This is a genomic window from Streptosporangiales bacterium (genome assembly GCA_009379955.1).
GTDB lineage: Bacteria > Actinomycetota > Actinomycetes > Streptosporangiales > WHST01 > WHST01.
Window position 1 is genome coordinate 52,645 of record WHST01000009.1, and the last position, 19,054, is coordinate 71,698.

A 19,054-nucleotide genomic window follows, 5' to 3' on the forward strand; every position below is an offset into this window, starting at 1 on the left:
ATCTCCTCGATGTCTGGTCTCACTCGACATCTCGATCGTCTGCCGGATCGGGGCTCGCGTCGTCGGACGGCGGGCGGCATCGCGTGTACGCCGTTCGACGCAGTGCCGCTGAAAGACCTACGACCAGCCGGGGCGGACCAGGCCCGTCTCGTACGCCATGACGACGAGCTGGGCGCGGTCGCGGGCGTGCAGCTTCACCATCGCCCGGCTCACGTGGGTCTTCGCCGTCGCCGGGCTCAGCACCAGCCGCCCGGCGATCTCCTCGTTGGACAGGCCCTCGCCGACGAGGGCGACGACCTCGCGTTCGCGGTCGGTGAGGACGTCGAGCTCCCTCGTCTTCGTGGGCTCCTTGGCGCGCGCCGCGAACTCCGCGATGAGCCGGCGCGTGATCCCGGGCGACAGCAACGCGTCGCCCTCTGCGACGGCGTGGATCGCGTAGATGAGCTCGGTCGGCTCGGTGTGCTTGACCAGGAAGCCACTCGCGCCGACCCGCAGCGCCTCGAACACGTACTCGTCGAGGTCGAACGTGGTGAGGATGACGACCCTGGTGCCGGACAGCCGGGGATCGGACACGATCGCCTGCGTCGCCTCGAGCCCGTCCATGCCCGGCATGCGGATGTCCATCAGGACGACGTCGGGCGCGTGCTCGCGGACGAGCCGGACGGCCTCCTTGCCGTCGGCGGCCTCGGCGACGACCTCGACGTCGGCCTGCGCGTCGAGCAGCGCCCGGAAGCCGCCGCGCACCAGAGCCTGGTCGTCCGCGATGATCACGCGGATCATCCGCGTCCCCCTTCACCGGCCGGCGCCGGGTCGACCGGGATGGTCGCCTGGACGCGGAACCCGTCGCCGTCGACGGGACCGGCCTCGAACGAGCCGCCGAGGGCCGACACCCGGCGACGCATGCCCTCGATGCCGCTCCCCGTCCCCGGCAGCCTCGAGAACCCGCGGCCCACGCCGTCGTCGGCGATCGTCACTGTCAGCACGCGGTCACCGTAGCCGATCCCGATGGACACGGCCGACGCCTCGGCGTGCTTCAGCACGTTGGTCAGCGACTCCTGGACGATCCGGAACACCGCGAGCTCGACCGCCGCGGACAGCTCGCGCTGCCGTCCCTCGTACGCGATCCTCGCGTCGAGTCCCGCGACGACCGCGCGGTCGACGAGCAGCTGCAGGCCACCGATCCGCGGCGTCGGGGACCGCGGCGCGGCGTCCCCGACCCGCAGCACGTCGAGGACCGACCGCAGCACGTCGAGGACCGACCGCAGCTCGCCGAGCGCCTCCGCGCTCGCCTGCTTGATCGCGGCGAGCGCGGACCTCGCCTGTTCGGGCCTCTCGTCCATCAGGTGCAGGCCGACGCCCGCCTGGACGTTGATCATCGAGATGTTGTGGGCGAGGACGTCGTGCAGCTCCTGGGCGATCACCAGGCGCTGCTCCGTCGCGCGCCTGCGCTGCGCCTCCTCCCGTGTGCGGACGGACTCGATCCCGCGCTCGCGCCTGATCCTCATCACCTCGGCCACGCCGAGCGCGAAGAGCGTCCAGACGACGTGGGTGGTGACGGCCGTGAGGGACGGCGGGGCGCCCGGGTCGCGCAGGTAGGCGATCAGCAGGAACGCCGTCACCCCCACGGTCGCGCCGACCCACCCGACCAGCCGGTGCCCGGCGTTGACGGCGACGACCAGCGCGACGAAGAAGAACAGGAAGACCGGACCCACGTAGCCGAACGCCGAGAACGCCAGGGTCGCGACGAGTGTCACGGCCAGACCGGCGACCGGGAGACGGCGCCGGACGATCGGGAACGGCCCGGTGAGGGCCAGCAGGACGGGCCCCGCCAGCAACAGCACCAGGCCGAGCGGATCCATGTCCCTGGCGAACGGCGCGTGGAAGCCCGCGCCGAACGACGCGCCCGTCGACACGACGGTGAGCAGCACGAGGAAGACCCACCACCGCGCCGGCCGTGCCCAGGTCGATCCGCGGTGCCGGTCGAGCTCGTCCTCGTGCGCGAACAACACAGCCGAACCGTACGGCCAAAGGCGCACCGCCGTCATCGACACCCGAGGGGCTTCCCGTCTACTCCCCTGGTGGTATGCGGGGTGGAGCGCATGATGGGAGCCGTGCAGCAGCGGAACACGACCCTCGCCGGCGCGCTCGTCGCCGCCGCCGCGGTCGGCTACGCGGCTCTCGCGTCCGGTCTGACCGTCCGCACCTGGCCCGCGGAGGTCGCCGTGCTCGTGCCCGCGGCGGTCATCACCGCACTCGCGCTCGCCCGTCCACCTGGCTCCGTCTCCGTGGCCGAGCCCGTTCGCCGGGCGGCGGTCGTCTGGGGCGTGCTGGTCGGTGCGGGGCTGCTGTGGGAGGCGTGGGCGTTCTTCCACCAGCCCGCCTGGAACGTCGCGTCGATCACGCACCCGTCGCTCTCGTCGCTCCTCGAGCCCGCGCTCGATGTCCGGCCCGGTCGGTTCGTCGCGTGGCTGCTGTGGCTCGCCGCGGGCTGGGGACTGACACGACGAAGCGGGCAGGGCCGATGATCTGGCGACCGATCATGATCAGCGGCTTCGTGGTGCTCTTCGCGCTCGCCGCCATCGCCGTTGTCGTGGCGTGGCGACGACGCGACCGGTTGGCGACGCTGCCCACCGTGCTGCGTGCGGCGATGTCACGGCACCTGGTCGTCCGCGTCGTGGTCGTGCTGGCGTGGGCGTGGCTCGGCTGGCACTTCCTCGCCCGCACCGGCTGAGCGTTCCCGGTGGACGGCGACGGCGACCACCACGAGGAGGATCCCCACCACCTCCTGCGGCGTGGGGATCTGCGCGAGGACGACTGCGCCGATCACCGCCGCGGTCGCCGGCAGCAGGCTCAGCAGCAGCGCGAACGTCGACCGCGGCAGCCTGGCCATCGCCAGCTGGTCGAAGACGTACGGGATCACCGACGACGTCACGCCGACCGCGACACCGGCCGCGAGCAGCCAGGGCGAGGTGAACGCCGACAGCGCACCGGAGAGACCCACCGGCGTGATCGCCACCGCCGCGACCGCCATCGACGCGGCGAGCCTGTCGACCCCGCCGCTCGCGCCACCGGCGGCGGCGCGATGGCCGAGCACCACGTACCCGGCGAACAGCGCGCAGTTGGTGAACCCGAACACGAAGCCCAGCGGAGCGTCGACAAGGCGCACGTCGGCGAGGAGGACCACCCCGAGCACCGCCACGACGAGGGCGAGCAGGTTGCGACGCGTGCGCACGCCCACCGCCGCGAGGGCGATCGGGCCGAGGAACTCCAGCGCTCCCACGGTGCCGAGCGGGAGCCTGGCGATCGCCAGGTAGAAGCAGGCGTTCATCGCGGCCAGGGTGGTCCCGAGCCCGAGGACGAGCAGGCGCCCGCGCGGCGACATCGCCCGTACCGTCCGCCACGGCCGGCGCCACGCGGCGAGGACGACCGCGGCGGTCGCGACCCGCAGCCACGCGACGCCCAGCTCGTCGACCGCCGCGAACAGCAGCACGGCGAACGACGGGCCGAGGTAGTGGAAGACGGCGCTGCCGACGAAGTACGCGTGCGGCGGCACCCGGCGCGGGCGCGTGGATGACACGCGACCATGCTTGCCAAGGCCATAACCTTTCGGAACGGCAGATCGACGGCATCGGAGGAGAGATGGCGAAGGATCGACGACGCAGCGAGGCATCGGTCCGTGACATCGACGGTTCGCTGCTCGACAACGATGTCAACGTCCGGCTGCTCGAGGCGCTGCACGCCGACCCGCGCATCGCGATGTCCGCGCTGGGGCGTGCGGTCGGGCTGTCCCCGCCCGCCGTGACCGAGCGGGTGCAGCGGCTCGTCAGGGCCGGCGTGATCGCCGGGTTCTCGATGGAGGTCGACCCGGCCGCGGTCGGGCTGCCGGTCGCCGCGTACGTCCGCGTCCGCCCGGGGCCAGGTCAGCTCCGCAGGATCGCGGACCTCGCCCGCGAGACACCCCAGGTCGTCGAGTGCCACCGGATCACCGGCGAGGACTGCTTCCTGCTGAAGGTGCAGGTCGGTGCGGTCGACGAGCTCGAGGAGGTGCTCGACAGGTTCCTGCTGTACGGACAGACGACGACCTCGATCGTCCAGTCCACGCCCGTCCCGCGCCGACCGCTCCCGCTTCGGTGCGACGAGGGTCACGCCCCGAACCCGTACGGAGCGTGACCGTCCCGATCGCAACGGCACCTGGAGTCCTCTCGACGTCAATAGGATCGCGAAGTGCCCCAGCTCTCCCTTCGGCGATCACTGCGCCCCGGACATCTCATCGTGTGCGGCAGCACGCCGCTGGCCTTCCGGCTCGTCGAGGAGCTCAGCAAGAGGTACGCCGAGAACGTCACCCTCGTCATGCCGCCGACGAAGCGCACCGACCGGCGCCGGCTGGCCCTGCCGAGCAGTGTCCGGGTCGTCGAGGCCGTGACCGTCGACACGGATGCGCTGCGCGCGGCGAACATCGAGTCCGCCCGTGCCATCGCGGTGGTCAACCAGGACGACGTCGGCAACATCCACATCGGCATGCGGGCACGCGATCTCAACCACGACGTGCGGCTGGTCCTGCACTTCTTCAACATCAAGCTCGGCCGCCAGGTCGGCGCCATGTTCGGCGACTGCGTCGCCATGTCGGACTCCGGGGTCGCCGCGCCGTCGTTCGTCGCCGCGGCGATCGACGACACGATGACGGTGAACCACGTGCGCCTCCCCGGCCGCACCGTGTACGCGTCGCGGCGTTCGCGGGTCAAGCGGCACCGCATCATCTGCGCACTCGCCGACAGCTCGACGGCGGATCGACCGAACATGCTGCCGGACACGGAGTCCGAGAGCGATATCGTGCTCGCGATCGCCGACGGTCACTCGACCCGATGGGCGGAGATCCGCCGGCGCGTCCACGGCTTCGGTCTACACCTGCGCACGCTGATCAGCGGGCGCCTCCGAGCCGCCCTCCTCGTCATGTTGGCACTGCTCGTGCTCGGCACGGTCATGTTCGCCACCGACCCGCAGTACACGATCTGGGACGCCGTCTACCTGACGCTGCTCGACGCGGCCGGCGCGACCGACCCCAACAGAGACCTGACCAAGCTCACCAAGCTCACCCAGATCCTCATCACCGTCGTCGGCATCTCGATCATCCCGCTGCTGACGGCGGCCGTCGTCGACGGCGTGGTGAGCGCCAGACTCCAGCCGTTCACCACCCGCCGCCGCATGCCGTACCACGGCCACGTGGTGGTCGTCGGTCTCGGGAACGTCGGCACCAGGGTCATCAGGCGGCTGCACGACCTGGGCCTGCAGGTCGTCGCCGTCGAGGACAACAAGCATGCCATGGGCGTGCCGGTGGCACGGAGCAAGCAGCTGCGCATCCCGGTGATCATCGGCGACGCCACCCGCGAGGAGACACTGCTGGCCGCCGCCGTCGACAACTGTCGCGCGCTCATCGCGGTGACGAGTGACGACATCGCCAACCTGGAGACGGGGCTGCAGGCCCGCGACCTGCGCAAGGACCTGCGGGTCGTGCTGCGTATCGGCGAGGACGACCTCGCCGGCAGGCTCCAGCGCAACTTCGACATCACCGTCTCGCGGAGCGTCTCCTTCCTCGCCGCCCCGGCGTTCGCGGCCGCGATGATCGAGCGTGAGGTCGTCGGCACCATCCCGGTCGGTCGCCGTGTGCTCCTCGTCGCCGACGTCCCGGTACGGCCGGGGTCGCCGCTGTACGGCCACACGATCGCCGACGTCTACGAGCCCGGCCGGGTACGTGTCATCGCGTTGCGTCGCCGCGGCGAGACCGCATACGACTGGTCTCCACCGGACGACCACCAGCTGGCCACCGACGACCAGCTCACCATCGTCGCGACGCGCACCGGCCTCGGCCAGGTGCTCACCAACAGCATCGCCGACGACTGACCCGCCGACCCGTCAGTCGGGCGGGTCGACGGTCGCCAGCCACCAGGTCTCGGCGATGTCGGCGGGGTTCCTGAGGTCGGCGCCGGTCAGCACCGTGAACTGGGCGAGCCGGTGCCGCAGCGTGTTCGGATGGACGTGCATCGCGGCAGCCGTCTCGTCGACCCGGAACCCGTGCCTCAGGTAGCTGACCACCGACTGCCAGACGTCGTCGCCGTACCTACCCTTGTCCCGCAGCGGCGCGAGCAGCCGGTCGGAGACGATCTTCGCCATCTCCGGATCCGTCGCGGCGACCGCGGCGAGCCGGAGCTCGTCGAGTGTGTGCAGGCCCGGCCGGTGCAGCTGCGCGGCCGCGGCGAACGCCCTGCCGGCGGTCACCCCGGACTCGTAGAGTTCGGCGGCGGGGCGCAGCGGACCGACCCCGAACGTCCCGAGCCGCTCGTCGACGACGACCGCGGCGCCGAGCAGGCCGACGACGTCGCGGTCGACCACGGCGATGACGGAGCTGCCCGGCGGGAAGCCCTCGCGAAGCGCCGGCGCCGTGACGCCCTCGGCCGCGCGGCCGCGGACGGCTGCGTAGTGCCCGATGGGATCGAGGCCGAGCTGGACCAGGTGGACGCCGGCCGACTCGGCGCGGACCGGCTGGTCGAGCAGGGCACGCAGCGCGGCGCCCGTGCGCGCCTCGTCCTCGCGGGCCGAGTCGATCCCGACCTGGTGGTGCGCGGTCGCCGCGGCCACGGTCACCCCGTCGATCCACCGCCGCACGATCTCGATCATCGGCAGCAGCTCAGTGTCGGTGAACCCGCGGCGGCGTCCCTCCTGAGCGACGATCGTCCAGAACTCCTGCCCGGCGAGGTGGTACGCATCGAGGATGGCCGCGAGGCTGAGGCCGCGCCTGGCCCGGTCGGCGATGATCTCCGCGATGCCCCGCAGCTCGTCACTGTCGGGGAGCCGGCCCTGTTTCGCCGAGCCGAGCCCCGCCGTGACGGTGTGCCGGACGCCGGCGAGCAGGACCTCGTCCGGCAGGGTGCGGTACTCCGGGATGGCCTGGCTGATCACCTCGGCCAGCCGGGCGACCAGGACCTGGAGCCGCTCCTCGTCGTCGGCCAGGTCGGCGAACAGCTCCCGCATGGCGGCCGGGACAGTGGGTTCCTCCAACACGCCGGCCTCCCAGGTGGCCACTTCTCCAGACTCCGTGGCACCTCATTGTGGAGTACCCCGATCCATTCGAGAATCACCGGGTCACGCGGGTGTCGACGGGACCGCGTGAAGGTCCCGGGGGGACGCGCCCGTGGAAGGCACTTCCCAGGGGGGACCGTGTGGTTCCGCGGGCGCGTTCCCTCGACCGCCGCCGCAGGGCGAGGGCCGGCCGACTGTGTCGATTGCCCTCGGCGGTCTTGCGACAGGAGGACCTGGTGATCCCCACCGCACTGTCCACCCAGCTCGCCGCGCTGGTTGCCGCCGACCCCGGCCGTCCCGCGGTCACCTGCGGCGACGAGACGCTGACCCGCACCGATCTCGACCGGCGGACCAACGCCCTCGCCCGCGCCTACGCCGCGCGCGGCGTCGCGGCCGGGTCGATGGTGACGATCGCCCTGCCCAACGGGCTCGAGGGCGTCGAGGCCGCCGTCGCCGCCTGGAAGCTCGGCGCGATCCCGCAGCCGTTGTCGCCGCGCCTGCCCGCCCACGAGCTCGCCGCGCTGCTCGACCTCGCCCGTCCCTCGCTCGTCGTCGGCGGCGACCCGGCAGCGACCGGCGACCTGTCGGCCGTCCCCGCGGGGTTCGTACCCGACGTGACCGACGACTCCGCGCTGCCGCCCGCCGTCGGACCGTCGTGGAAGGCGCCGACGTCCGGCGGCAGCACCGGGCGACCCAAGCTGATCGTCGCCGCGCAGCCGGCGTGCGCGGAGGTGGTACTGGGGTACGCCCAGCTGTTCCGCATGCCGGCCGACGGCGTGCATCTGGTGACCGGCCCGATGTACCACAACGCGGGGTTCATGTTCGCGACCTGCGCGCTGTTCAGCGGCAACCACGTCGTGGTGATGCCGCGCTTCGACCCGGCAGAGACGCTGCGGCTCGTCGACGCCCACCGCGCCGACTGGGTGTTCGTCGTGCCGACGATGATGCACCGCATCTCCCGGCTGCCGGGTGCTGTGCGCGAGTCGTTCGACCTGTCCAGCCTGCGCCTGCTGCTGCACAGCGCCGCGCCCTGCCCGGCGTGGCTGAAGGAGGACTGGATCGGCTGGATCGGCCCCGACCGCGTGTACGAGATGTACGCGAGCACCGAGGCGATGGCGGGCTCGATGATCACCGGCGACGAGTGGCTCACCCACCGCGGCAGCGTGGGGCGCATGGTCGTCGGCGAGGTCAGCATCCGCGATGCAGGCGGCGACGAGGTGCCCCCGGGTGTGACCGGCGAGATCTGGCTCCGCACCGCGGCCGACGCGCCGTCGACGTACCGCTACGTCGGCGCGCGTGCGCGTACCCAGCCGGGCGGCTGGGAGTCGCAGGGCGACTGCGGCCGAGTCGACGAGGAGGGCTACCTCTACATCGCCGACCGGCTGCCCGACATGATCCTCGTCGGCGGCGCCAACGTGTACCCCGCCGAGGTCGAGGCCGCGCTCGACGAGCACCCCGCAGTGGAGTCCTCCTGCGTCATCGGCCTGCCCGACGACGAGTACGGCAGCACCGTGCACGCGATCGTCCAGACCGCCGACCCGCTCGACGCCGACGCGCTGCTCGCCCACCTGCGCGAGCGGCTGGCCCCGTACAAGCTCCCGCGCACCTTCGAACGCGTCGACCATCCGCTGCGTGACGACGCGGGCAAGGTACGGCGATCGCGGCTGCGGGCCGAACGGCTGGAGCGACGCCTGGTCGGCTGAGAGTCGACCCCACTCTTACGGACAGTCGCCAAACCGGCTACAGTCCGTCGGGTGATGGCACCTCCCGGATCACTCCGGGTCGCCCACTTCACGGATACCTGGGTGCCCCGCCGCGACGGGGTGGTCACGGCGCTCGAGACGCTGACCACCGCGATGGACCAACTCGGGCACGACAGCCTCATCGTCGTCCCGCGTCACCACGGCCAGCAGCGAAGCGACGGCCTGCTGCGCCTGCCGTCGGTCCCCTGTGGCATCGCCCAGTTCAGGCTCGGCGCCTGGCCGCGGCACCGCCACGTGGAACAGGTGGCGCGGTGGCGTCCCGACGTGCTGCACGTGCACACGCCCGGGTTCATCGGACTGCTCGGTGTACACGCGGCGCGTGCCCTCGGGCTCCCGCTCTTCCTGACGTACCACACCGATCTGCACGCGTACGTCGACGCGTACCGGCTCCCCCCGCACGTGCTCTCCGGCCTGCTGCGCTGCTACGCCCGCCGGCTCGGCGTCCGCCCACCGCGCACCGACCACAGCTGGTCGCCGAAGGTCTACCGCCACACGGTCGTCGACGCGGCGACCCGGCTCCTCTACGGGTCGGCAGACACGGTCATCGTCCCCACCGACGCCGTCCTGCAGAGGTCCCGCGTCGCCCCCACGTTCCCCCGGCTGCGGGTCGTCCCCACCGGTGTCGCCCTGCGCACGGCGCCACCCGGCTCCCGCGCGACGTTCCGCCGCCGACACGGCATCGACGTCGGCGACCCGGTCGTCCTCTACGTCGGCCGGCTCAACCGCGAGAAGGGCATCGACCTGCTCACCGGCGGGTTCGGCGAGCTGCTGCGCAGCGTGCCCAACGCGCGGCTGCTGCTCGTCGGATCGGCTCACGACGGGCGCTGGGTGACCAAGCTGCTCGACCGGGCCGGGATCACCGACCGCACCGTCCGCACCGGGCAGTTGCCGCCCGCCGACGTCGCGCAGGCGTACGCCGCCTCCGACGTCTTCGCGTTCCCGTCCCGCACCGACACCCAGGGCCTCGTCGTCCAGGAGGCCGCGCTGGCCGGCCTGCCGATCGTGCTCGCCGACCCGTGCCTGCACAACACGGGCCCGCTGGCCGGCGTCGGCATGCTCACCGACGACCACCCCGTCGCCTACGGTGAGATGCTCGCGCGGCTCGTCCGCGACCCGGGCATGGCGCGCTCCGTGGGCCAGGCGGCGAAGGAGCGCGCGGAACGCAACTCCCCGCAGGCGTACGGGCAGACGATGGCCGCGGTCTACGGCGAGAGCGTGGCACGCCAGACCCTCGTCACGGGCCTGCTCAGCGCCTAGGCCCCCGTCCGCCCATCGGCCACCGCGGCGTCACCTCCCCGGTCGGAGCCATCGACCGGTAGACTGCGGGGGACGGCGTCTCGCCGTCGCTCTCGTGGGCGAGCCGCCCACGCGGTCGTTTCTCTCGTTCCGTCCCGGCATCGCGGACCCATTCTGCTGCCGTCCTACGGGTGATCGAGCCTGACACGGCCCCCCGTACCAGACGGAGCTGTTCACCTTCATGCCCCAACGCCCCAGCTATGCCCGCACGTCCTCGAACGGCCGCCCCTCGAAGGGCCGCTCGTCGTCGAACGGGCGTCCCTCGTCGAACGGCAACGGCCGCAGGTCCCATCCCGCTCGCCGTCCCAAGCACGTCGCCCCGTCGGCCCCGCCGTCGAGGGTGAGCGAGCTCGAGCGCGCACTCGACGCGACGACCACGTCCGTCCCGGCCGACCTGCCCGCCACCTTCGCCGCGTCGGCGTTGCCGACCCCGCTCGTCGACGAGCTCACCCGCGCCGGCATGACCACCCCGTTCCCGATCCAGGCGCGCACCATCAAGGACGCGCTCGCCGGTCGGGACGTCCTCGGCCGCGCGCAGACGGGCTCGGGCAAGACGCTGGCCTTCGGCCTGCCGTTGCTCGCCCACGTCGCCGCGGAGCAGCGGCCCGTTCCCGGCCGGCCGCGCGCGCTCGTCCTCGTCCCCACCCGTGAGCTGGCGCAACAGGTCACCGACACGCTCGCGCCGCTCGGTCGGGTCGTCGGTGTCCGGATCGCCGCGGTCTACGGCGGTGCGTCGATGGGGCGGCAGATCACGCTGCTCCGGCGCGGCGCCGGCGTGGTGGTCGCGACGCCGGGACGCCTGATCGACCTCATCGAGCAGGGTGAGTGCCGGCTCGACGAGGTCACGGTCACCGTCCTCGACGAGGCCGACTACATGGCCGACCTCGGGTTCCTGCCCGCGGTGACACAGCTGCTCGACCTCACCGCCACGGGCGGTCAGCGGTTGCTGTTCTCCGCCACGCTCGACCGCGGTGTCGACACCCTCGTCCACCGGTTCCTCACCGACCCGGCAATGCATGCCGTCGCCGAGGCGGCCGCGCCGATCGAGTCCGTCGACCACCGGGTCTTCTCGTTGCGTCCCGAGCACAAGGTGCCGGTCGCGGCCGAGATCGCGGCCCGTCCCGGACGCTCGCTGTTCTTCGTCCGCACCAAGCACGGCGCCGACCGGCTCGCCAAGCAGCTGCGTCGCACCGGCGTCGAGGCGTCCGCGATCCACGGCAACCTCACCCAGGCCGGGCGCGCCCGTGCGCTCGCCGGCTTCGCCGCCGGCAGTCCGCGGGTGCTCGTCGCCACCGACGTCGCGGCCCGCGGCATCCACGTCGACGACGTCGACCTCGTGGTCCATTTCGACCCGCCCGCCGACCACAAGGACTATCTGCACCGGTCCGGTCGTACGGCACGCGCGGGGGCGACCGGCACCGTCGTCTCCCTCGTCCACCCCGAGCAGCAAAGGGACATGTCCCGGCTGCAGCGGAACGCGCACGTCGAGGCCGAGTTCGTGACGGTCGAGCCCGGGCACGAGGCGGTCAGCGAGATCGCGACGTCCGGCACGCCGGTCGTCGTCCGCGAGGTCCCCACGACCGCCCGGCCGCCGCGCCGCGACCCGCGGTCCGGCAACCGCTCTGGCCGCCGCCCGTACCGGGGCGGCGACCGCAGGAGCGCACCGAGGTCGTGAGGGTCAGCCGGTGGCGGACGACATCGCGGCCGCCACCACGTCACCATGAGCGAGGGACAAAGGACCGAAGCCCCCAACCACAGGCATTCCACCGAGAGCCGGGAACGTGGGGGGGCCGGGGGGCTCGGCCCCCCGGGTAGATACAAGGAATCCGGGAAGGTGGTCGACGACCACCGAACAGGGGTGGGCGAGGAGGGAGTTGAACCCTCACGTCCTTGCGGACACACGGACCTGAACCGTGCGCGTCTGCCATTCCGCCACTCGCCCTGGTGACCGCTGCAGGCTAGCACGGGGTGGACGACCTCCCACGGGCCGACGCCTGCACCGATACCATCTCAGCGAGGGTTCGTCGAGAGCCGGCGGACCCCGAACGACGAGGTTGTCGTGGAGAGGGGGCGTCATCGTGAGCGTGTGGTCCCGGTTCGAGCGGCGCCTCGAGGGACTCGTCGAGGGTGCCTTCGCTCGGGCGTTCAAGTCCGAGCTCCAGCCGGTCGAGGTCGCCCGTGCGCTGGCCCGCGAGGTCGACGACCGGGCGGCGATCATCGGGAAGGGCCGGGTGCTCGTCCCCAACGACTTCGTGGTCGAGATCGGCGAGACCGACCACAGCAGGCTGTCGGTCTACTCCGACAGCCTGGGTTCCGAGCTCGCCACCGTGGTGTCGGAGCACGCCAAGGAGGAGGGCTACCACCTGGTGGGTCGCGTGCAGGTGCGGTTCCGGCATGCCGACGACCTGCGCACGGGGGTCTTCCGGGTACGCAGCGGCGTCCAGCCCACCGGTCGCACCCCGCACAGCGTGCCAGCCTTCGAGCAGCACCCGCAGCAACAGGGCTACCAGCCGCCGCCGGAACCGCCGCAGCAGGGATACCAGGATCCGCAGTACGCCCCGCAGGGCTACCAGGATCCGCCGTACGCGCAGCAGGGCTACCCGGATCAGCCGTACCCCGACCCGAACTACCCGGACCCGAACTATCCCCCGCACGGGTACCAGGACCAGCACTACGACCCCCACCAGGGTCAGCAGGGCTACGCCGATCCCCAGTACTACCAGCACGCCGACCCCAACTACCCGGGGCAGGGCTACCCGGATCCCGGCTACGGCCACCAGGGGTACCCGCCGGTGCCTGTGCCGCACGAGCTGCCCGAGCCGTACTCCCAGCCGCCGCCCGAGCCCTATCCGCACGCGGGCTACACCGAGGACGAACGCACCCGGGTCACCCCGCTGCGTCCGCGGCAGCAGGCGCATCTCGAGACGCCTGACGGCACCGTCGTCGGCTGGCTGACCGGACCCGTCAACGTGGTGGGTCGTGGCAGCGAGAGCGACGTGAAGATCACCGACCCCGGCATCTCCCGGCGGCACGCGGAGATCCGGCTCGAGGGCAACGAGTACATCGTCACCGACCTCGGCTCGACCAACGGCACGATCGTCGACGGCCGGCCGGTCCGTCGGGCGTCGCTGTACGACGGATCCAGCATCCAGTTCGGGCGCACCACCGTCACGTTCCGCGTAGACGGCTGACGGAGGTCCGGACGACCCATGTCGGTACTGACCATCACGCTCATCCGGATCGGACTGCTGGTCCTGCTCTGGCTCTTCGTGCTCGCCGGTTACACCGTCATCAGGCGTGACCTCTTCGGCGCCCGGGTCGCGCCGAAGACCACGGCACGGCCCCGCGGCCCGCAGCCCCGGCCACCGAAGCCCAGCCGGCGCGGCCGGCACGCCCCGAGCCGGTTGGTGGTCACCGAGGGTGCGTTGGCCGGCACGACGTTGTCTCTCGGCGATCGGCCGATCACCATCGGCCGGGCCGGCGACTCGACACTGGTCATCGACGACGACTACGCCTCCACCAGGCACGCCCAGCTCGTCCCTCGCGACGGCGAGTGGATGCTCGAAGACATGGGTTCGACCAACGGCACCTTCCTCGACCGCGCTAAGGTCGGCCGACCGACACCTGCCCCCCTCGGTGTCCCTATCCGTATCGGGAAGACCGTGCTCGAGCTGCGCCGATGACCTCCCACCCCACCGATCCGCGTATCGGAGGCCGTGCCTTGACGCTCAACCTGCGCTACACCGCCGCCTCCGACGTCGGCATGCTCCGCGAGGAGAACGAGGACTCCGCCTACGCGGGCGCCCACCTCGTCGCCGTCGCCGACGGTGTCGGCGGCAACGTCCACGGCGAGGTGGCGAGCGCCGTCGCCATCGCGACGCTGGCGTCCCTCGACAAGAGCCTGCCGGCCGACGAGCTGGCCGGGTGCCTCCGCACCGCCGTGCAGGAGATCGACCAGGCCCTGCAGCAGATGGTCGACTCCGACTCCTCTCTCGAGGGGATGAGCACGACGCTGACAGCGCTGCTCTTCAGCGACGGCCGGTGCTGTCTCGGGCACATCGGCGACTCGCGGGCATACCTCGTCCGCGACGGCATGCTCCGGCAGGTCAGCAGGGACCACTCCCTCGTCCAGACACTCGTCGACGAGGGCAAGATCACCCAGGAGCAGGCGGCCGTGCATCCGCAGCGGTCGGTCATCCTCCAGGCGCTCAACGGCAGGGGCAGCGCCCGGGCCGACATCGACCTGAGCGACGCCGAAGCCGGCGACCGCTGGCTGCTCTGCTCCGACGGCCTGTCCGACTACGTGAGCGGCGACGCGATCCTCGAGACGGTCACCGGCTCGGCCGACCTCGACGCCATGGCCGCGCGGCTCATCTCCCTCGCCAACGCCGCCGGCGGACCCGACAACATCACCTGCGTGCTCGCCGACGTGGTCGACGACGCGGCGCAGGACACACCCCTGACGGTCGGAGCGGCGGCGTTCCCGGCTCCGGCCCAGGCCGCGGACGAGCCGACCTCACCGCTCCGGCGCCGGTGGTGGCAGTCGCTCCTCGGCGACCGGACGGCTAGGGTCGACGGATCCGCGCCACCGTCGGCCACCACGGACGACGAGAACCCGACGCCGGCACCCGACACGCACCGATGACAGCCCCACCCGACGACGAGGCACACTCGTGACCGCGCAGCCCGCCGCCCTCCGCCGCTCCGCTCCTCGCTCCGCGGCGAGCCGGTTACGCCACCTACGTCGAACCGCTGCGATGCGCACGGCGGAGGACGGCTCGTGACCTACACCCTGCGGTACACGGCCGTGTCCGACGTCGGGCTGCTGCGCAAGCTCAACGAGGACTCCGCGTACGCGGGACCCCACCTCGTCGCAGTCGCCGACGGGATGGGTGGGCACGCCCACGGCGAGGTCGCGAGCGCGACCGCCATCGCCACGCTCGCCCGGCTCGACGCGGAGGTCCCGGGCAGCGACCTCGCGGGTGCCCTGCGCGCCACGATCGACGAGGCGAACTCCGTCGTCCGCAGCATGGTCGACGCCGATACCTCGCTCGAGGGCATGGGCACGACGGTCACGGCGCTGCTCTACTCCAACAACAGGGTGTCCCTCGGGCACATCGGCGACTCCCGGGCGTACCTGCTGCGCGACGGCGCCTTCCGCCAGGTCACCAAGGACCACACCCTCGTGCAGTCGATGGTCGACGAGGGCCGCATCACCGAGGAGCAGGCCGCCGTCCACCCGCAGCGGTCCCTGCTGCTGCGCGCCCTCGGCACCGGCAACGCGATCGAGTCCGACGTCAACATCCACGAGGCGCGGCTCGGCGACCGCTGGCTGCTGTGCTCGGACGGTCTCACCAGCGTGGTGACCGAGGAGACGATCGCCACCGAGGTCGCGCGCACCGACGAGATCGAGATCGTCGCGCACCGCCTCATCGACCTCGCCAACCGCGGCGGCGGGCCCGACAACATCACCTGCGTGATCGCCGACGTCGTCGACAACGCCACCGGCCCCGATCACCCGGTCATCGTGGGTGCGGCGAGCGAGGCGAACGGGGAGCCGCGCCGGGGCAGCGACTCCGCGGCCGGCCGCGCCGCCGCGTTGACTCCCCCGCCCGAGGAACCGGAAGAGGAGGAACCCGAGCCGCGCCCCCGGCGCCGCTGGGCGGCCGTCGTCTGGCCCGTCGGCGCGGTGCTGCTCATCGCCCTGTTGGCCTTCGGGTCCTGGCAGTGGGCGATGGCCCAGTTCTACGTCGGCGTCGACCGCGGCAACGTGGCGGTCTTCCGCGGACTCGCCCAGCCGGTCGGCCCGGTGGACGTCAACCGCGTCGAGGAACGCACCGACGTCAAGGTCACCGACCTGCCGGCGTACGAGCGCGAGCGGGTCGAGAACACCATCGAGGTCGGCAGCCGGGCAGACGCCTTCGCCGCGGTCAAGCGGCTGGGCGCCGAGGCCGACCAGTGCATCGAGCGACGCAAGCCGACATCGACGCCGACTCCCCGGCCCTCGGGGTCGACGAGACCGACCGCGACTCCCGCGCCGACCGGGGAACCCACCGGAGGGTGCTCGCCGTGACCTCCGCGGCGGCCGAGGTCCGGCCGCAGGACCGCAAGCCACGTATCCGTACGCGGCGCACCGTCGAGCTCGCGATGCTGGTGTTCGCGACGCTCATCGGCCTCGTCGCGTTCGCCAACGTCGAGATCGTGATGAACGGCGCGGTCCCTCCCGACCTCGCGTGGTACGCGGGCGGGCTCGTCCTCGTCGCGACCATCACCCACCTGTTCGTCCGCTTCTTCGCGAAGTACGCCGACCCCGTGCTCTTGCCGTGCGTCTTCCTGCTCAACGGGCTCGGCCTGGTGATGATCCACCGGATAGACCTGTCCACGAACCGCGGCGGCGGCACCCCCATGCAGTTCGTGTGGACGATGCTGGGCATCGCGCTGTTCGTCGCCGTCCTGTGGTTCGTCCGCGACCATCGCGTGCTGAGCCGCTTCACCTACACCGCGGGCGCCGCCGGCCTGCTGCTCCTCGCCCTGCCCGCGGTGCTCCCCGACGCGCTGTCGGAGATCAACGGCGCCAAGCTGTGGATCAGGCTCGGTCCGTTGTCATTCCAGCCGGGTGAGTTCGCGAAGCTGCTCGTGATGGTGTTCTTCGCCGGTTACCTCGTGGCCAAACGCGACGTCCTCAGCCTGGCCGGCCGCCGCCTGCTGTTCGTCGACCTGCCCCGCGCGAAGGACCTCGGCCCGGTGCTGCTGGCCTGGATCATCAGCCTCGGCGTCCTGGTCTTCGAACGCGACCTGGGCTCGTCGCTGCTGTTCTTCGGCATCTTCGTCGGCATGCTCTACATCGCGACCGAGCGGGTCAGTTGGCTGATGATCGGCGTGCTGCTGTTCGTGGGCGGTGCGTTCGCGGCGTACACCTTCGTCGACCGGGTGCAGATGCGGGTCGACCTCTGGCTCGACCCGTTCGGCAACAAGGACCTCCTGGGCGCGGGCCAGATCATCCAGGGCCTGTACGGCTTCGCGCACGGCGGCCTCACGGGCACCGGCCTCGGCCAAGGGCGTCCCGACCTGATCCCGTTCGCCAAGAGCGACTACATCTTCGCCGCGTTCGGCGAGGAGCTCGGCCTGGCCGGTGCGATGGCGATCCTCGTCGTCTACCTGCTCGTGGTCGCGCGCGGCATGCGCATCGCGCTGGCGGTCAGGGACGGCTTCGGCAAGCTGCTCGCCGCCGGCATCTCGCTCGCGCTCGGACTGCAGGTGTTCGTCGTCGTCGGCGGCGTCACCAAGCTCATCCCGCTGACGGGCCTGACCACGCCGTTCCTCTCCCAGGGCGGGTCCTCGCTGGTGGCCAACTGGGCGCTCATCGCGCTGCTGCTGAGGATCAGCGACGCCGCCAGACGTCCCGTCGAGGAGAAGCGGCCGGACCGCCCCGACCGCAAGGCCGAGGCGGCGACGGAGGTGATCGCCACATGAACAAGCCGGTCCGCCACCTCGCGGTGGCCGTCCTCGTGCTCTTCGCACTCCTGCTCGTCAACGTCAACTACGTCCAGGTCATCGACGCGGAGGACCTCCGCAACAACCCCGACAACACCAGGACCCTCCAGGACTCCTACTCCCGGCCACGCGGACAGATCGTCGCCGGCGACCAGGCGATCGCGTCGTCTCGCGCCACCGACGACGCGCGGAAGTACCGCCGGGTCTACCGCAACGGCCCGCTGTACGCGCCGGCGACGGGGTACTACACGCTCTACAGCGCCACCGGCATCGAACGCGCGGAGGACTCGATGCTGTCCGGCGACGACGACCGGCTGTTCGTGCGTCGCGTGGCCGACCTGCTGCAGGGACGTGAGCAGCGCGGCGCCTCGGTCGCCCTCACCCTGAACGCGAAGGCCCAGCGCGCGGCGTACCAGGCGCTCAAGGGCCACACCGGCGCCGCGGTCGCGATCGACCCCAAGACCGGCGCGATCCTCGCCATGGCGACGTCGCCGTCGTACGACCCGAACGACCTCTCCGGGCACAACGACCGGCAGGTCTCCCGCGAATACAGGAAGCTCGCCGGCGACGACCGCCAGCCGCTGCTCAACCGCGGGCTCAGCGCTCGCTATCCGCCGGGATCGACGTTCAAGCTCGTCACCGCGGCCGCCGCGCTCTCCAGCGGAGACTACGAGCCGTCGAGCAAGATCTCGTCCCCCACGACCTACCGCCTGCCGGGCACCGGGTCGGCGACCATGCGCAACTTCGGCGGCGAGGTCTGCGGCAACGGTCGCGAGCAGTCGCTCGAGGACGCCCTCACCATCTCCTGCAACACCGCGTTCGGCAAGCTCGCCGTCGATCTCGGCGACGACGCGATGCGCGAGCAGGCCGAGAAGTTCGGCTTCGGCCAGACGTTCGAGGTTCCGATGGTGTGCGCGAAGTCCGTGTATCCCGACAGTCCCGACGCGGCGGAGACCGCACTGACCGGCATCGGCCAGTTCGACGTGGCCGCGACCCCGCTGCAGATGGCGATGGTGAGCGGAGCGATCGCGAACCGGGGGGTGACGATGCAGCCGTACCTCGTCTCGGAGATCAAGGCGCCCGACCTCAAGCAGATCCAGCGCGCCGACCCGCAGGAGTACGACCGTGCCGTGTCACCCCAGGTCGCCGACCAGATGACGCAGATGATGAAGTCCGTCGTCGCCCAGGGCACGGGCACGCAGGCCCAGCTGCCGGACACCGAGGTAGCGGGCAAGACGGGCACGGCCCAGCACGCCAAGAACCAGCCTCCGCACGCCTGGTTCACCGGCTTCGCGCCGGCGGACAACCCGGAGGTCGCGGTGGCCGTGATCGTGGAGGACGGCGGTGACCTCGGCTCCGAGGCGACCGGCGGTGCCGTCGCGGCACCGATCGCGCGCGACGTGATGCGTGCGGTGATCAACCAGTGA

General features: G+C 71.8%; 16 protein-coding genes, 1 tRNA gene and 1 pseudogene. 13 read left to right on the plus strand and 5 right to left on the minus strand.

Annotation, left to right across the window (positions count from 1 at the left end; translation table 11 throughout):
• Positions 1-117 precede the first annotated feature (117 nt).
• Together GEV10_04525 and GEV10_04530 are read right to left on the minus strand one after the other, a co-directional pair.
• Positions 118-780: a response regulator gene (locus GEV10_04525; protein MQA77735.1), complete on the minus strand. Its 663-nt coding sequence runs from the start codon at positions 778-780 to the stop codon at positions 118-120.
• A complete protein-coding gene (locus tag GEV10_04530) occupies positions 777-2,009 on the minus strand; it encodes a sensor histidine kinase (GenBank protein MQA77736.1) in 1,233 nt (410 codons plus the stop codon). Before GEV10_04530 ends, GEV10_04525 begins: the two co-directional genes overlap by 4 nt.
• Before the next feature lie 90 nt (positions 2,010-2,099).
• Between GEV10_04530 and GEV10_04535 the strand changes: the two genes are divergently transcribed.
• Positions 2,100-2,525 (plus strand): hypothetical protein, encoded by a 426-nt coding sequence (locus GEV10_04535; GenBank protein MQA77737.1) that lies wholly within the window; start codon positions 2,100-2,102, stop codon positions 2,523-2,525.
• A gap of 14 nt (positions 2,526-2,539) precedes the next feature.
• Positions 2,540-2,731, plus strand: a complete 192-nt coding sequence (locus GEV10_04540; protein ID MQA77738.1) for a hypothetical protein — start codon at positions 2,540-2,542, stop codon at positions 2,729-2,731.
• Here the strand turns inward: GEV10_04540 and GEV10_04545 are convergent.
• A pseudogene (locus GEV10_04545) lies at positions 2,729-3,577 on the minus strand (EamA family transporter). The gene GEV10_04540 and the pseudogene GEV10_04545 overlap by 3 nt on opposite strands.
• 62 nt (positions 3,578-3,639) lie before the next feature.
• Between GEV10_04545 and GEV10_04550 the strand changes: the two are divergent.
• Entirely contained in the window at positions 3,640-4,170 is a 531-nt protein-coding gene (locus GEV10_04550; protein ID MQA77739.1) for an AsnC family transcriptional regulator, read from the plus strand.
• A 54-nt stretch (positions 4,171-4,224) separates the two neighbouring features.
• Entirely contained in the window at positions 4,225-5,898 is a 1,674-nt protein-coding gene (locus GEV10_04555) for a TrkA family potassium uptake protein (protein ID MQA77740.1), read from the plus strand.
• Positions 5,899-5,910: 12 nt separating this feature from the next.
• Here GEV10_04555 and GEV10_04560 read toward each other — a convergent pair whose 3' ends face one another.
• Positions 5,911-7,056 carry a hypothetical protein gene (locus tag GEV10_04560; GenBank protein ID MQA77741.1) on the minus strand — a complete coding sequence of 382 codons (1,146 nt, stop codon included), beginning with the start codon at positions 7,054-7,056 and terminating at the stop codon, positions 5,911-5,913.
• A 254-nt stretch (positions 7,057-7,310) separates the two neighbouring features.
• Between GEV10_04560 and GEV10_04565 the strand changes: the two genes are divergently transcribed.
• From GEV10_04565 to GEV10_04575, 3 genes are all read left to right on the plus strand, one after another.
• Positions 7,311-8,777, plus strand: coding sequence for an AMP-binding protein (locus GEV10_04565; protein ID MQA77742.1), 1,467 nt, complete (start codon positions 7,311-7,313; stop codon positions 8,775-8,777).
• A gap of 51 nt (positions 8,778-8,828) precedes the next feature.
• The gene (locus tag GEV10_04570) at positions 8,829-10,094 is read left to right on the plus strand and encodes a glycosyltransferase (protein ID MQA77743.1); all 1,266 of its coding nucleotides are present in this window, start codon (positions 8,829-8,831) and stop codon (positions 10,092-10,094) included.
• A gap of 220 nt (positions 10,095-10,314) precedes the next feature.
• Positions 10,315-11,808, plus strand: a complete 1,494-nt coding sequence (locus tag GEV10_04575) for a DEAD/DEAH box helicase (GenBank protein ID MQA77744.1) — start codon at positions 10,315-10,317, stop codon at positions 11,806-11,808.
• 184 nt (positions 11,809-11,992) lie between these two features.
• On the opposite strand, the gene GEV10_04580 is transcribed toward GEV10_04575, so the two are convergent.
• Positions 11,993-12,075, minus strand: a tRNA-Leu gene (locus tag GEV10_04580).
• Between GEV10_04580 and GEV10_04585 the strand changes: the two genes are divergently transcribed.
• The 6 genes from GEV10_04585 (at position 12,047) to GEV10_04610 (ending at position 19,054) form a co-directional block, all read left to right on the plus strand.
• Positions 12,047-13,324 carry a DUF2662 domain-containing protein gene (locus GEV10_04585; GenBank protein MQA77745.1) on the plus strand — a complete coding sequence of 426 codons (1,278 nt, stop codon included), beginning with the start codon at positions 12,047-12,049 and terminating at the stop codon, positions 13,322-13,324. The two genes, GEV10_04580 and GEV10_04585, sit on opposite strands and share 29 nt — an antisense overlap.
• Positions 13,325-13,342: 18 nt before the next feature.
• Positions 13,343-13,816: an FHA domain-containing protein gene (locus GEV10_04590; protein MQA77746.1), complete on the plus strand. Its 474-nt coding sequence runs from the start codon at positions 13,343-13,345 to the stop codon at positions 13,814-13,816.
• The gene (locus GEV10_04595) at positions 13,813-14,778 is read left to right on the plus strand and encodes a serine/threonine-protein phosphatase (protein ID MQA77747.1); all 966 of its coding nucleotides are present in this window, start codon (positions 13,813-13,815) and stop codon (positions 14,776-14,778) included. The genes GEV10_04590 and GEV10_04595 overlap by 4 nt, the downstream gene beginning before the upstream one ends.
• Positions 14,779-14,913: 135 nt before the next feature.
• Positions 14,914-16,206: a Stp1/IreP family PP2C-type Ser/Thr phosphatase gene (locus GEV10_04600; protein ID MQA77748.1), complete on the plus strand. Its 1,293-nt coding sequence runs from the start codon at positions 14,914-14,916 to the stop codon at positions 16,204-16,206.
• Positions 16,207-16,280: 74 nt separating this feature from the next.
• On the plus strand, positions 16,281-17,606 hold the full coding sequence (locus GEV10_04605) for an FtsW/RodA/SpoVE family cell cycle protein (GenBank protein MQA77749.1): 1,326 nt from the start codon (positions 16,281-16,283) through the stop codon (positions 17,604-17,606).
• Entirely contained in the window at positions 17,603-19,054 is a 1,452-nt protein-coding gene (locus tag GEV10_04610; protein MQA77750.1) for a penicillin-binding protein 2, read from the plus strand. Before GEV10_04605 ends, GEV10_04610 begins: the two co-directional genes overlap by 4 nt.

Excerpts from the sequence above, each read along its gene's own strand:
- GEV10_04605 (MQA77749.1), top strand. The coding sequence starts at position 16,281 with ATGCTGGTGTTCGCGACGCTCATCGGCCTCGTCGCGTTCGCCAACGTC.
- GEV10_04590 (MQA77746.1), top strand. The coding sequence starts at position 13,343 with ATGTCGGTACTGACCATCACGCTCATCCGGATCGGACTGCTGGTCCTG.
- GEV10_04550 (MQA77739.1), top strand. The coding sequence starts at position 3,640 with ATGGCGAAGGATCGACGACGCAGCGAGGCATCGGTCCGTGACATCGAC.
- GEV10_04610 (MQA77750.1), top strand. The coding sequence starts at position 17,603 with ATGAACAAGCCGGTCCGCCACCTCGCGGTGGCCGTCCTCGTGCTCTTC.
- GEV10_04540 (MQA77738.1), top strand. The coding sequence starts at position 2,540 with ATGATCAGCGGCTTCGTGGTGCTCTTCGCGCTCGCCGCCATCGCCGTT.
- GEV10_04575 (MQA77744.1), top strand. The coding sequence starts at position 10,315 with ATGCCCCAACGCCCCAGCTATGCCCGCACGTCCTCGAACGGCCGCCCC.
- GEV10_04595 (MQA77747.1), top strand. The coding sequence starts at position 13,813 with ATGACCTCCCACCCCACCGATCCGCGTATCGGAGGCCGTGCCTTGACG.
- GEV10_04525 (MQA77735.1), bottom strand. The coding sequence starts at position 780 with ATGATCCGCGTGATCATCGCGGACGACCAGGCTCTGGTGCGCGGCGGC.
- GEV10_04535 (MQA77737.1), top strand. The coding sequence starts at position 2,100 with ATGATGGGAGCCGTGCAGCAGCGGAACACGACCCTCGCCGGCGCGCTC.